The 12,397-nt window shown below is 47.2% G+C and carries 15 protein-coding genes; 13 read left to right on the top strand and 2 right to left on the bottom strand.

Annotation, left to right across the window (positions count from 1 at the left end):
* Nucleotides 1–136 precede the first annotated feature (136 nt).
* From hprK to hprF, 5 genes are read left to right on the top strand one after another with little or no spacing between them, the layout of a single operon-like run.
* Complete coding sequence (gene hprK / locus NYE49_RS17940) at nucleotides 137–1,069, top strand: HPr(Ser) kinase/phosphatase (protein WP_047183262.1); 933 nt, start codon at nucleotides 137–139, stop codon at nucleotides 1,067–1,069.
* Between the two features lie 13 nt (nucleotides 1,070–1,082).
* A complete protein-coding gene (gene lgt, locus NYE49_RS17935; protein WP_003242661.1) occupies nucleotides 1,083–1,892 on the top strand; it encodes a prolipoprotein diacylglyceryl transferase in 810 nt (269 codons plus the stop codon).
* A gap of 23 nt (nucleotides 1,893–1,915) precedes the next feature.
* Nucleotides 1,916–2,854 (top strand): nucleoside recognition domain-containing protein, encoded by a 939-nt coding sequence (locus NYE49_RS17930; protein WP_047183261.1) that lies wholly within the window; start codon nucleotides 1,916–1,918, stop codon nucleotides 2,852–2,854.
* The gene (gene ppaX / locus NYE49_RS17925) at nucleotides 2,851–3,501 is read left to right on the top strand and encodes a pyrophosphatase PpaX (RefSeq protein ID WP_015483752.1); all 651 of its coding nucleotides are present in this window, start codon (nucleotides 2,851–2,853) and stop codon (nucleotides 3,499–3,501) included. The genes NYE49_RS17930 and ppaX overlap by 4 nt, the downstream gene beginning before the upstream one ends.
* Before the next feature lie 3 nt (nucleotides 3,502–3,504).
* Entirely contained in the window at nucleotides 3,505–4,023 is a 519-nt protein-coding gene (gene hprF / locus NYE49_RS17920) for a heptaprenylglyceryl phosphate O-acetyltransferase (protein ID WP_003244270.1), read from the top strand.
* A gap of 19 nt (nucleotides 4,024–4,042) precedes the next feature.
* Here hprF and pelC read toward each other — a convergent pair whose 3' ends face one another.
* Together pelC and NYE49_RS17910 are read right to left on the bottom strand one after the other, a co-directional pair.
* Nucleotides 4,043–4,708 (bottom strand): pectate/pectin lyase PelC, encoded by a 666-nt coding sequence (gene pelC / locus NYE49_RS17915; protein ID WP_041518072.1) that lies wholly within the window; start codon nucleotides 4,706–4,708, stop codon nucleotides 4,043–4,045.
* Nucleotides 4,709–4,948: 240 nt separating this feature from the next.
* The gene (locus NYE49_RS17910) at nucleotides 4,949–5,701 is read right to left on the bottom strand and encodes a C39 family peptidase (RefSeq protein WP_015483750.1); all 753 of its coding nucleotides are present in this window, start codon (nucleotides 5,699–5,701) and stop codon (nucleotides 4,949–4,951) included.
* 250 nt (nucleotides 5,702–5,951) lie between these two features.
* On the opposite strand from NYE49_RS17910, the gene NYE49_RS17905 reads away from it, so the two are divergent.
* Genes NYE49_RS17905 through hisIE form a run of 8 tightly spaced genes read left to right on the top strand, consistent with a single transcriptional unit; the run spans nucleotide 5,952 to nucleotide 12,370 of the window.
* Nucleotides 5,952–7,127: an ATP phosphoribosyltransferase regulatory subunit gene (locus tag NYE49_RS17905; RefSeq protein ID WP_014481016.1), complete on the top strand. Its 1,176-nt coding sequence runs from the start codon at nucleotides 5,952–5,954 to the stop codon at nucleotides 7,125–7,127.
* Nucleotides 7,120–7,761, top strand: coding sequence for an ATP phosphoribosyltransferase (hisG, locus tag NYE49_RS17900; RefSeq protein WP_015251138.1), 642 nt, complete (start codon nucleotides 7,120–7,122; stop codon nucleotides 7,759–7,761). The genes NYE49_RS17905 and hisG overlap by 8 nt, the downstream gene beginning before the upstream one ends.
* Nucleotides 7,758–9,041, top strand: coding sequence for a histidinol dehydrogenase (gene hisD / locus NYE49_RS17895; RefSeq protein WP_047183260.1), 1,284 nt, complete (start codon nucleotides 7,758–7,760; stop codon nucleotides 9,039–9,041). Before hisG ends, hisD begins: the two co-directional genes overlap by 4 nt.
* Nucleotides 9,038–9,622 carry an imidazoleglycerol-phosphate dehydratase HisB gene (gene hisB, locus NYE49_RS17890; protein WP_015483749.1) on the top strand — a complete coding sequence of 195 codons (585 nt, stop codon included), beginning with the start codon at nucleotides 9,038–9,040 and terminating at the stop codon, nucleotides 9,620–9,622. The genes hisD and hisB overlap by 4 nt, the downstream gene beginning before the upstream one ends.
* Nucleotides 9,623–10,261: an imidazole glycerol phosphate synthase subunit HisH gene (hisH, locus tag NYE49_RS17885; RefSeq protein WP_047183259.1), complete on the top strand. Its 639-nt coding sequence runs from the start codon at nucleotides 9,623–9,625 to the stop codon at nucleotides 10,259–10,261.
* Nucleotides 10,258–10,995 (top strand): 1-(5-phosphoribosyl)-5-[(5-phosphoribosylamino)methylideneamino]imidazole-4-carboxamide isomerase, encoded by a 738-nt coding sequence (gene hisA, locus NYE49_RS17880; RefSeq protein WP_047183258.1) that lies wholly within the window; start codon nucleotides 10,258–10,260, stop codon nucleotides 10,993–10,995. Before hisH ends, hisA begins: the two co-directional genes overlap by 4 nt.
* Nucleotides 10,992–11,750, top strand: a complete 759-nt coding sequence (gene hisF / locus NYE49_RS17875; RefSeq protein WP_047183257.1) for an imidazole glycerol phosphate synthase subunit HisF — start codon at nucleotides 10,992–10,994, stop codon at nucleotides 11,748–11,750. Before hisA ends, hisF begins: the two co-directional genes overlap by 4 nt.
* On the top strand, nucleotides 11,747–12,370 hold the full coding sequence (gene hisIE / locus NYE49_RS17870; protein WP_047183256.1) for a bifunctional phosphoribosyl-AMP cyclohydrolase/phosphoribosyl-ATP diphosphatase HisIE: 624 nt from the start codon (nucleotides 11,747–11,749) through the stop codon (nucleotides 12,368–12,370). Before hisF ends, hisIE begins: the two co-directional genes overlap by 4 nt.
* Nucleotides 12,371–12,397: the final 27 nt, after the last annotated feature.

Genomic DNA, 12,397 nt, shown 5'->3' with positions numbered 1-12,397 from the left:
TTTCAGACTAGTGATCTAGACCAGTTGAGGTGTTTTCCTCCCTTTTATAAAATCTGTTTTAGGTTCAAGCCCGAAAGTGATAAAATGAAAGTATTGTGAGCAAGCTCGGGGCAGCCCGGAACAGGAGGAACATATCGTGGCAAAGGTTCGCACAAAAGACGTAATGGAACAGTTCAATTTGGAATTAATCAGCGGAGAAGAAGGAATTAACCGCCCGATTACAATGAGTGACCTATCAAGACCAGGCATTGAAATTGCCGGATATTTTACATATTACCCGAGAGAGCGCGTGCAGCTTCTCGGAAAAACAGAGCTTTCTTTCTTTGAACAGCTTCCTCAAGAGGAGAAAAAACAGCGAATGGATTCTCTGTGCACTGATGTAACACCAGCTATTATTCTTTCTAGAGATATGCCCATCCCGCAGGAGCTGATTGACGCCTCCGAGAAAAATGGGGTGCCTGTCCTCAGATCGCCGCTAAAAACGACAAGACTGTCAAGCCGTTTAACCAACTTCCTTGAGAGCAGGCTGGCGCCTACCACAGCAATTCATGGCGTTCTTGTCGATATATATGGTGTCGGCGTGCTGATCACAGGAAAAAGCGGCGTCGGAAAAAGCGAAACAGCGCTGGAGCTTGTGAAAAGAGGGCATCGCCTTGTTGCCGATGATTGCGTTGAAATACGGCAGGAGGATCAGGATACTCTTGTGGGAAACGCTCCGGAATTAATTGAGCACCTTCTTGAGATCAGGGGCCTTGGCATTATCAATGTGATGACGCTATTTGGCGCTGGCGCGGTCAGAAGCAATAAACGAATCACGATTGTCATGAATCTTGAACTCTGGGAGCAGGGCAAGCAATACGACCGGCTCGGACTTGAGGAAGAGACCATGAAAATCATTGATACAGAAATTACAAAACTGACGATTCCCGTCCGTCCAGGCCGAAATCTTGCAGTCATCATCGAAGTGGCAGCAATGAACTTCAGATTGAAGCGGATGGGGCTGAATGCCGCTGAACAATTTACCAACAAGCTGGCGGATGTCATTGAAGACGGTGAACAAGGAGAATAGGAGTTGGCGTTAAATGAATGAAGCGATAGAACCACTCAATCCGATAGCATTTCAGCTGGGGCCGTTAGCCGTCCATTGGTACGGAATCATTATCGGTCTCGGCGCTTTGCTCGGGCTGTGGATTGCGATGAGGGAAAGTGAAAAGCGGGGGCTGCAGAAAGATACGTTTATTGATCTTGTCCTGTTTGCCATTCCAATTGCGATTATTTGCGCACGAATTTATTACGTTGCCTTTGAATGGGATTATTATGCGGCACATCCGGGAGAAATCATTAAGATTTGGAAGGGCGGCATTGCCATTCATGGCGGATTAATCGGCGCCATTTTAACGGGTTATGTGTTTTCGAGAGTGAAAAACCTTTCGTTCTGGAAGCTTGCGGATATTGCCGCGCCCAGCATTTTGCTCGGCCAGGCGATCGGCCGCTGGGGGAACTTCATGAATCAGGAAGCGCACGGCGAGGCTGTCAGCAGAGCCTTTTTAGAAAACCTGCACCTGCCTGAATTTATCATCAATCAAATGTACATCAATGGGCAATATTATCATCCTACTTTTTTATATGAATCACTATGGAGTTTTGTCGGCGTCATTGTTTTACTGCTGCTGCGCAGAGCGAATTTGCGTAGAGGCGAGATGTTCTTGATCTATATCATTTGGTATTCAATCGGAAGATACTTTATTGAAGGAATGCGGACTGACAGCTTAATGCTGACTGATTCACTTCGCATCGCTCAGGTGATTTCAATCGTATTGATTGTTTTGGCTGTGGCAGCCATCATCTTCAGACGCGTCAAGGGATACTCGAAGGAGCGGTACGCGGAGTAGACGTCAACAAAGGGGGATGAGGGATGAAGAAGATCTTTCTGGCCGGTCTTGCAGCAGGTCTTCAAACAACATGGACGCTCGGTAAAGTGATTTTCCCGGTAACGCTATTGGTCACTTTGCTTCAGCATACCCCTGTCATGGATTGGCTTGTACGGCTGATCACACCGGTAATGGGTCTCTTCGGGCTTTCTGGTGAAGCGGCCATTCCGCTTGTACTGGGAAATATGCTGAATCTGTATGCGGGAATTGCCGCGATTTTGACATTGGATTTGTCTGTAAAAGAAGTCTTTATTTTAGCTGTTATGCTTTCATTCTGTCATAACTTGATTATCGAATCGACAGTTGCCGCAAAGGTTGGTATCAGAATTGGCGTTATATTGGCGGTGCGCATCGGTTTGGCCGCTGTGTCAGCCATCGTCATCAACCTCATTTGGCATGGTGGACAGGAAACGGCGCAGTACGGTTTTATCACTGCGAAGAGCGCGGCGCCAGACAGCTGGCTGGCAATGCTGGCAGAAGCCTTAACGAAAGCCGGACTTGGTGTTTTGCAGCTGGCGGCAATTGTCATACCGCTGATGATCATCATCCAGTTTTTAAGAGATTTAGGCTGGCTGCTTCGGTTCTCCAGGTGGCTGTCTCCGTTTACGCAGCTGCTTGGCATGAATAAAAATACGTCTATGACGATGGTGGCGGGACTGACGATTGGTCTGGCCTACGGAGCGGGTGTTATGATCAAAGCTGTTGAGGATGACGGCGTGAGCAGGCGGGATATGACATTGGCATTTATATTTCTCGTTGCCTGCCACGCGGTCGTAGAAGATACACTTGTCTTTATTCCGCTCGGCATACCGGTCTGGCCGCTTCTTTTGATTCGTGTCACCACAGCAGTTCTGCTGACAATGGCTATTGCGCACACGTGGAAAAAATGGAAACCCTCAGCGGTTGGAAAGGAAGCAATATGAGTGATAAACAAGTAACGACGATTCTGTTTGATTTAGACGGAACGCTTATTAATACGAATGAATTAATTATCGCGTCCTTTTTGCATACACTGGAGCATTATTATCCGAGCAAGTATAAACGAGAAGATGTCCTTGCATTTATCGGGCCGTCTCTTTTTGAAACTTTCTCCTCGATGGATCCTGAAAAATGCGATGATATGATCGCCATGTACAGAGCGTACAATCATGACATGCATGATTCACTCGTGACTGAATATGAAACGGTATATGAGACCCTGGATGCATTAAAAAAAGCCGGCTTTACATTAGGAATTGTGACAACAAAATTAAGAGATACTGTCAATATGGGCCTCAAGCTCACGGGAATCGGCGAATTCTTTGAAACAGTTGTCACCCTTGATGATGTGACGAATGCAAAGCCTGATCCCGAGCCTGTGCTGTTAGCGCTGAAACAGTTAGGAAGCAAGCCCGAGGAAGCCATTATGGTCGGAGATAATTACCACGATGTGCTGGCAGGCAAAAACGCCGGAACAAAAACCGCAGGAGTCGCATGGACGATTAAAGGGCCGGAAATGCTGGCGAAGCATGAGCCGGATTTTATGCTTGAGAAAATGAGTGATCTATTACAAATTGTTGGAGTGAAGTAATCTGTGAGAAAAACAGATCGTCATCCGGTCTCGGGGGCCAACTCACTGTGGCATGTCTATCAAACGGTACCTTTTTTAAAGGTCGTCAAAAATTTCATTGTCATTCAAATTGCGAGATATACGCCGTTTATAGGGATGAAAAACTGGCTGTACCGTACATTTCTGCGGATGAAGGTTGGAAAACAGACATCCTTTGCCCTCATGGTGATGCCAGATATCATGTTTCCGGAAAAGATCTCAGTCGGAACAAATACAATCATCGGGTACAATACGACCATTCTGGCCCATGAGTATTTGATTCACGAATACCGGATCGGCAAAGTTCTGATCGGAGACGAAGTGATGATTGGTGCCAACACGACCATTCTGCCCGGGGTGAAAATAGGAGATGGCGCAGTTGTGTCCGCCGGAACGCTTGTCCATAAGGATGTGCCTGACGGGGCATTTGTCGGCGGAAATCCGATGAGGATCATCTATACGAAGGAAGAAATGCAAGAAAGATTGAAAAAGTCCGCTGAATAATATCAGCGGACTTTTTTGGTTAAAATTGAGTGTTGTTGTTTTCGTAAATATGCTGAACACCAATCCATTTTTGACCGACATTAGAGTAGCGTGTATTTGTCATTCTGACCGTGCTTGTTTTGCTGTCCGTCCGGAATATCGCTTCCTTCATGTTTGTGATGGTGCACTTGTCGATGATCACATCAACGTGGAAGGTTGAACCGCCAAGCTGTCTAATGAACTTCCCGCCATTGTCCGCCGTGAAGTTTTTCACTGTGAATGTACTGGCTTTATTGATTTGGAATATCTTATCTGACGCTTTTTGAGCAGAACCGCCGTCGATCGTCACTTTTCCTTCCTTCTTCACCGTTAACGCATCCTCACCAACATCTTCCCATTTCACATTCTGAATGTTAACGTTTCCATAAGTGTGTACGCCATCAGCGGCAGGTGCACCAAGCACCACATTTTTCAGGGTTGCTCCATCCTCCACACGAAAAACAGGGTCTTGGTTTTCTGACTGGCTTCCGTCGCCTAATTCTTTCCCTGCCACAAACCGCTGTCCTTTCCCGTCATATGTTGTATTTTTTGGTACGATAATTGTTTCGTGCACCACTTTGTCTGCTGCAAAAACGGTTGATGGCTGAAACTGGCTGAACCCCATAACCAAACCGAACATAAATAGGATAGACACGAATTTTTTCAATGATAAATCCTCCTCGGATATCTTTCATTTTTTGCAAGAGAAGCGTCAGCGACTTGCACCGGCTTCTCTCACATAGATCGGGGCAAGGCTGAATCTGCTTTAATCATAAAAACAGACAGCCTGAAAGTAAAGACAATTTTGGGTGATAAATGGAAAATGAATCGATCTTACCGATTGAAACCAAAAGCATGAATATTGTCGTATTTGCTCAGGATAGAGCATAGTGAGGCTTTCAGGTGTTTACTTTTGAATAACCACGGCCTGGCTGCCCATTTGTTTCCACGCTTTTTCAAAGCTTGTTCTATCGGTTTTTCTGTTTTTATAGCCATACGGATCATTGAGATACACATATTTATCATCATATCCCGTAACGGCGACGCTGTGTTCGCTGTACGTAATTTCTATCGTTCCGTTTGGCGTTTTCCATGTCTGCATGTTGTCAACTGGCGTAAAGTTGGCTGTCGTAATAACCCAAACTGGATTGCCTTTTTCAAGCTGTTCATAAACAGCAGAAATGCTTTTTCCAGTCAGATCAGACACTTTGTCTCCCGCATAGGTTTTCGCCAGCTGATAGATCGGTCGATGGTAGACACCGAGACCAGGGCCATTCGCCATATCCCCGACAAATCCGTCATTCGGATCACCCTTTAATCCGCTGCTGTATGTCAAAGGCACTGTGGCAACCTGATTTGCCAGGGTGTTTTTTGTCACGTCGTATCCCGCGTAATTCAGCACCATCGCAAGGCTTGTTACTTCACAACCGTTATAGAGCCGGGGTGCGTCCATTTGATTGTAAAGGATGACATCCAGCGGTTTTGCGCTTCCCTTCAGCTCCTTTTTGCTGTTCGCAGCTGAGTCTGTATCGCTATCAGAAACCACTTTTTTAAGGCTGTTCAAAAAAGGAATATCTATATCTTTTGCATCTATTTTAAGTCCGAAAAAAATAACGCCTGAAAGAATCATCAGGACACATAGAGTTCGCAGTGTTTTCATCTTTATCTCCTTGTTCTCTATTTGATTTGTATTATAGCATGCCAAACATAAAGAATTTGAGATATTACGTACCTTTAATACATTATTCATGAATTTTTCATAATGAGGAGAAGGATATTTGAACTAAAAAAATCCTAACTGAAGTTAAGCGTTGATTTTCATTCTTTCATCTGCTAACATATTATCATATTAGCGAACTAAAGGATTCGGAATTTTCCTTCATAAGATAACAGCGGAGGTGCTCGGGTTGATGTTTATGTTTGAAAAACCGCACGGCATGAGAGATACACTGCCCGGTTTATACGAAACGAAAAAAAAGGTGAGACGATCGTTAACCGATTTGATTGATAAATGGGGATATCAATTTATGGAAACGCCGACACTGGAGTTTTACGATACCGTTGGCGTCCAGTCAGCAATTGAAGAGCAGCAGCTGTTTAAGCTACTTGATCAGGACGGCAAGACATTGGTGCTTCGCCCGGATATGACGGGGCCGATTGCAAGGGTGGCGGCATCGAAGCTTCTGAAACACGGTCATCCGCTAAGAGTCGGCTATGCGGCAAATGTATTCAGGGCTCAGGAGCGTGAAGGCGGACGTCCGGCTGAGTTCGAGCAGGTCGGAGTGGAGTTAATCGGTGACGGCACGACGAGCGCGGATGCGGAGGTCATTGCTTTAGTCGTCGGGGCATTGAAAAACGCTGGGCTGGCATCCTTTAAAATTGCCATCGGCCATGCCGGCATTGCGGATGCTTTGTTTGTTGAGGTGCTCGGGAACGTTGAACGAGCTGATGTGCTGCGGAGGTTCTTATATGAAAAGAACTACGTCGGTTACAGAGAGCATGTCAAGTCTCTCCCGCTTTCCTCCATTGATAAAAGCAGGCTGCTTGAGCTCCTTGAACTGCGGGGCGGTATAGAAGTATGCGGACGTGCCGAAGAAATCGTCGATTCTGCGCAAGGAAAAAGCGTGGTTGATGAGCTGAAGGCGCTGTGGGACATTCTTGAGGATTACGGATGTACGGAAAATGTCCGCCTGGATCTGAATATGGTCAGCCACATGAGCTATTACACAGGGATTTTATTTGAAGTGTACGCCGAGAATGTCGGTTTTGTCATTGGAAGCGGCGGCCGTTACAACAAGCTGCTGGGCCATTTTGATTCACCTGCACCGGCAACAGGCTTCGGGCTTCGGATCGACCGGCTGATTGAAGCCCTTCATATGAAAGAAGAACCATGTGATATAGACGCTGTTATTTTCAGCAAAGAGCAGCGGGCGCAAGCCATCGCTTATGCGAATGAAGAACGCATGAAAGGGAACAAAGTGGTTCTTCAAGATTTATCGGGAATAGAAAATATCGACCAGATGACAAAATCTTTTGCAAACGTCACTTATTTTATCGGTGCCAGAAAGGAAGAGCAAAATGGGTAAGTTACTCACAATGGCGATGCCAAAGGGCCGGATATTTGAAGAAGCGGCAGGGCTGCTGAGGCAGGCAGGCTACAGGCTGCCTGAGGAGTTTGAAGATTCGAGAAAACTGATCATCGATGTGCCGGAGGAAAATCTCCGTTTCATATTAGCGAAGCCGATGGACGTAACCACGTATGTGGAGCATGGCGTGGCAGACGTCGGAATTGCGGGCAAGGATGTCATGCTGGAGGAGGAACGCGATGTGTATGAGGTACTGGATTTAAAAATCAGCAAATGCCACTTAGCTGTCGCCGGACTTCCGAATACAGACTGGAGCGGCGTAGCGCCAAGAATCGCGACAAAGTATCCAAATGTGGCTTCCAGTTATTTCAGAGAGCAGGGAGAACAAGTCGAGATCATTAAGCTCAACGGTTCAATTGAACTGGCTCCGCTCATTGGGCTTGCAGATCGGATAGTGGACATTGTTTCCACAGGACAGACGCTGAAAGAAAATGGGCTTGTTGAAACGGAGCACATTTGTGACATTACCTCTCGCTTTATTGTCAACCCGGTTAGCTATCGCATGAAAGACGATGTGATTGACGAAATGGCATCCCGCCTATCTCTCGTTGTGGAAGGAGAGACGGCAAAATGAAGATCAAAACCATCAGCGGAACGGAACGGCTTTCTCTCAAGCGTTCCATCGATGCCGGAACGGAAGAGCAAAGAAAGACGGTCCGGTCCATTATTGAAGATGTTAAAGCAAACGGTGATCAGGCGGTTCGCAGCTACACGGCGAAATTTGACGGCATCGAAATAGACAGCCCGCTGGTCACAAAAGAAGAATTTGAGGAGGCATACACCTCACTGGATTCACGTCTTCTTCAGGTGATTAGGCAGGCAATCGAAAATATTAGGGAATATCACGAAAGACAGCTGCAATCCTCCTGGTTTTATCACAGAAAGGACGGCACAATGCTGGGGCAGAAAGTGACGGCGCTGGATTCCGCCGGTGTATATGTGCCGGGGGGAACGGCCGCATATCCTTCATCTGTTTTGATGAATGTGATTCCGGCGCTTGTAGCGGGCGTTGAAAGAATCGTTCTCGTCACGCCTCCGGGAAAAGACGGTCTGCTGTCTCCTGGAGTTTTGGTTGCTGCAGCCGAGCTGGGCATAAAAGACATTTACAAAATGGGCGGCGCTCAGGCGATTGCAGCGTTAGCATACGGAACAGAAACCATTGAGCCGGTCGATAAAATCACGGGTCCGGGCAACATTTATGTCGCGCTTGCCAAACGAGAAGTGTTCGGCGATGTCGATATCGATATGATTGCCGGACCTAGTGAAATCGTCGTGCTGGCTGATGAAACAGCGATTCCGAGCGAAATTGCAGCCGATCTGCTGTCACAGGCGGAACACGATAAGCTCAGCTCATGTGTGTTTGTCACAGATTCCATGGCGCTGGCCGAGGCGGTTTCAGCCGAGGTAAGTAAGCAGCTGAAAACCTTGCCGCGTAGAGAAATAGCGGAAGCTTCAGTGAGAGATTACGGTTGTATATATGTGGCGGAAACAATGGTGGAAGCGATTAATACTGTCAATACACTCGCGCCAGAGCATTTAGAAATCATCACACAGTCTCCGGAAGCTTTGCTTGGGAGTATCAAACATGCGGGTGCCATTTTCTTAGGCAGATACAGTCCCGAGCCTGTCGGTGATTATTTTGCCGGACCGAACCATGTGCTTCCGACAAACGGAACAGCCAGATTTTCAAGTCCATTAAACGTAACAGATTTTCAAAAGAAATCGAGCATTATTTCTTACAGTCAATCAGCCTTTGAAGAACATGCCGAAAGCATCGCGGCTTTTGCCAGACTGGAAGGGTTAGAAGCCCATGCCAGATCAATTGAAGCGAGAGAACGGAGGATTTCTAAATGAGAAAAGCGGAACGCGTCAGGAAAACAAACGAAACAGATATTGAGCTGGCATTTACAATAGACGGCGGGGGACAAGCGGATATCAAAACAGATGTGCCGTTTATGACACATATGTTGGATTTATTCACGAAACACGGGCAATTCGATCTTTCGATTAACGCAAAGGGCGATGTTGATATAGATGATCACCACACGACCGAAGACATCGGCATCTGCTTAGGGCAGGCGCTGCTCGAAGCCTTGGGTGATAAAAAGGGAATCAAACGCTACGGATCGGCGTTTGTACCGATGGATGAGGCACTTGCTCAAGTTGTGATTGATTTAAGCAACCGGCCGCACTTAGAAATGCGCGCTGATTTCCCGGCTGCTAAAGTCGGAACTTTTGATACGGAGCTTGTACATGAATTTTTGTGGAAGCTGGCGCTAGAAGCTCGAATGAACCTGCACGTCATCGTTCATTATGGCACAAATACCCACCACATGATTGAAGCCGTTTTTAAAGCGCTGGGACGCGCGCTTGATGAAGCGGCAACGATCGATCCGCGTGTTAAAGGAATACCGTCAACGAAAGGGATGCTGTAAATGATCGGCGTGATAGATTACGGAATGGGCAATTTATACAGTGTCTCAAAGGCGCTTGAGCGTGTCGGCGTACCGTATTTTGTTTCTGAAAAGCCGGAGGAGCTGAAAGAAGCTGATGCCTTCATTTTGCCGGGAGTCGGTTCATTTGGAGACGCGATGGACAATTTGCGCCACACGAAGCTTGATCAATTGATTCACGATATGGTCTCAGAGGGAAGGCTGCTTCTCGGGATCTGCCTTGGCATGCAGCTTTTATTTGAAGAAAGCGAAGAAAACGGCACCGCTTCAGGGCTCGGGCTGCTAAAAGGTAAAGCAGTCAGGCTAAAAGCAGAAGATGAAAAAGGAAACAAGCTGAAGGTTCCGCATATGGGCTGGAATCGTCTTTCCTTTCATAATGAATCTCCGCTGCTGTCTGAAACAGAACAAGGCTACGCTTACTTCGTTCATTCTTATTACATTGATGGGATGGAGGAGAATGCGCTTCTGGCAAGCGCCGATTATGGTGTGCGAGTGCCTGCTGTAGTCGGAAAAAGAAACGTCTTCGGCGCCCAATTTCATCCGGAAAAAAGCAGCACGGTCGGAATGTCTATTTTAACCCAATTTACGAAAATGGCAGCAGAACAGAAGGTGAAAAAATGAGTGCTTTTACATTATATCCGGCAATTGATATGAGAAACGGCAAATGTGTCCGCCTTGTTCAAGGGGATTATAATAAGGAAACGATATATGGCGATTCACCGTACGACATGGCTGCGTTATTTGCGAAAGAGGGTGCCGAATGGATCCATCTCGTTGATCTCGACGGAGCCAAAGAAGGGAAAAGAGTGAATGACCGCCATGTGATTGAGATTGCGCAAAAGCTGAACCTGAAAGTCGAAATCGGCGGCGGGATCCGTTCCGAAAAAGACGTCTATGAATATTTATCAGCAGGAGTCGATCGGGTGATCCTGGGAAGCTCAGCAGTTTCTAACCCTCCGTTTGTCAAAAAAATGCTGAAACAATATGGCGAGAAAATTGCAATCGGACTGGATGCGAGAAACGGTTTTGTTTCAACAGAGGGATGGCTGGAAACATCAACCCTTAAGGCAACTGAACTGGGCAAAGAGCTAGCCAATGAAGGTGCGGAAGTCTTTATTTTTACTGACATCGCGACAGACGGAATGCTGTCAGGCCCCAATGTTAAAAGCACGGTCGAGCTTGCGAAGGAAACGGGGAAATCAGTGATCGCTTCAGGCGGAGTCAGCTCCGTCACGGATCTCGAAGCCCTCGCCCGCTATGAGACGGACGGCGTCTCTGGAGCGATCATCGGAAAAGCGCTGTATACCAATCAGTTTACGCTGTGTGAGGCGCTTGAAAGGGTGAAGCGCAAATGATCACAAAACGGATTATTCCATGCCTTGATGTCAAAGAAGGACGCGTTGTCAAAGGAATTCAATTTCTCGAATTGAAGGATGCCGGTGACCCAGTTGAACTCGCCGAAGTGTACGACCGAGAAGGTGCGGATGAACTTGTTTTTCTTGATATCTCCGCCTCGCATGAAGGACGAAAGACGATGGTTGACGTTGTGGAGCAGGTTGCCGCGAAGCTTGCGATTCCGTTTACAGTCGGCGGCGGCATCAATCAGCTCAGCGATATGAAAACGATACTGCGTGCCGGAGCTGACAAAGTGTCGGTGAACACGGCAGCTGTTCTTCGCCCTGAGCTGATTGCAGAAGGAGCCGAGTTTTTCGGTTCTCAATGCATCGTCCTTGCCATTGATGCCAAGTATGACAAAGAATCTGACACATATAAGGTCTATACGCACGGCGGCAGAAAGAAAACAGATTGGGAGGTCACCGCGTGGGCAAAAGAAGGCGTCAAACGCGGTGCAGGAGAAATATTGCTGACAAGCATGGACTCTGATGGTGAGAAAAAAGGCTTCGACCACAGGCTGACAAAGCTTGTTTCCGAAGCTGTCCCCGTCCCTGTTATCGCTTCGGGAGGCGCGGGAAACGCACAGCATATGCTTGAGGCTTTTACAAAAGGAGAAGCCGACGCCGCGCTGGCCGCCTCAATTTTTCATTATAAAGAAACATCGATTAAAGAAGTGAAATCATACTTGAAAGAATACGGGGTGAATGTGAGATGAAACAGGCAGATGAACTGCGTTTTAACGAGGAGGGATTAATTCCTGCCATCGTGCAGGATGCGGCAAGCAAAGAAGTGCTGACACTTGCGTATATGAACAAGGAATCGTACGAAAAAACGCTGGAAACGAAGGAAACATGGTTTTACAGCCGCTCACGCCAAGCGTTATGGCATAAAGGAGAAACCTCAGGGAACACGCAAGCCGTCAAAGGTATCCGGTATGACTGCGACCAGGACGCATTGATTTTACTTGTAGAGCCGTCCGGCCCGGCATGCCACACTGGCAGCTACAGCTGTTTTATGAAGGAACAAACAGAAGAACAGACCGCAGGCCGATTCGGCATCATGAACGAACTGGAACGCGTGATCGCGGAACGCCAAGCGGAGATGCCTGAAGGAGCTTACACCACTTACCTTTTCCGTGAAGGCGTCGATAAGATTTTGAAAAAAGTCGGAGAAGAAGCATCCGAAGTCATCATCGCCGCGAAAAATCGGGACCGCGAGGAACTCAAATGGGAAGCGGCAGACCTGCTGTATCACCTGCTTGTCCTGCTCAGAGAACAAGCCTTGCCGCTGGATGATGTGCTTGACGTATTGAAAAAACGCCATTCTGAGAAATAAAAGGATTGGAGCTGCTCATATGTCAGC

The sequence above is a fragment of the Bacillus sp. FSL L8-0358 genome (assembly GCF_038593095.1).
GTDB lineage: Bacteria > Bacillota > Bacilli > Bacillales > Bacillaceae > Bacillus > Bacillus subtilis.
Note: the sequence above shows the minus strand (reverse complement) of the source record. Positions and strands in the feature narration are given on the sequence as shown.

What these genes read in the sequence shown, in the direction of transcription:
- lgt (WP_003242661.1), top strand. Translation starts at nt 1,083, where the DNA reads ATGAATGAAGCGATAGAACCACTCAATCCGATAGCATTTCAGCTGGGG.
- NYE49_RS17930 (WP_047183261.1), top strand. Translation starts at nt 1,916, where the DNA reads ATGAAGAAGATCTTTCTGGCCGGTCTTGCAGCAGGTCTTCAAACAACA.
- ppaX (WP_015483752.1), top strand. Translation starts at nt 2,851, where the DNA reads ATGAGTGATAAACAAGTAACGACGATTCTGTTTGATTTAGACGGAACG.
- NYE49_RS17910 (WP_015483750.1), bottom strand. Translation starts at nt 5,701, where the DNA reads ATGAAAACACTGCGAACTCTATGTGTCCTGATGATTCTTTCAGGCGTT.
- NYE49_RS17905 (WP_014481016.1), top strand. Translation starts at nt 5,952, where the DNA reads ATGTTTATGTTTGAAAAACCGCACGGCATGAGAGATACACTGCCCGGT.
- hisG (WP_015251138.1), top strand. Translation starts at nt 7,120, where the DNA reads ATGGGTAAGTTACTCACAATGGCGATGCCAAAGGGCCGGATATTTGAA.
- hisD (WP_047183260.1), top strand. Translation starts at nt 7,758, where the DNA reads ATGAAGATCAAAACCATCAGCGGAACGGAACGGCTTTCTCTCAAGCGT.
- hisB (WP_015483749.1), top strand. Translation starts at nt 9,038, where the DNA reads ATGAGAAAAGCGGAACGCGTCAGGAAAACAAACGAAACAGATATTGAG.
- hisH (WP_047183259.1), top strand. Translation starts at nt 9,623, where the DNA reads ATGATCGGCGTGATAGATTACGGAATGGGCAATTTATACAGTGTCTCA.
- hisA (WP_047183258.1), top strand. Translation starts at nt 10,258, where the DNA reads ATGAGTGCTTTTACATTATATCCGGCAATTGATATGAGAAACGGCAAA.
- hisF (WP_047183257.1), top strand. Translation starts at nt 10,992, where the DNA reads ATGATCACAAAACGGATTATTCCATGCCTTGATGTCAAAGAAGGACGC.
- hisIE (WP_047183256.1), top strand. Translation starts at nt 11,747, where the DNA reads ATGAAACAGGCAGATGAACTGCGTTTTAACGAGGAGGGATTAATTCCT.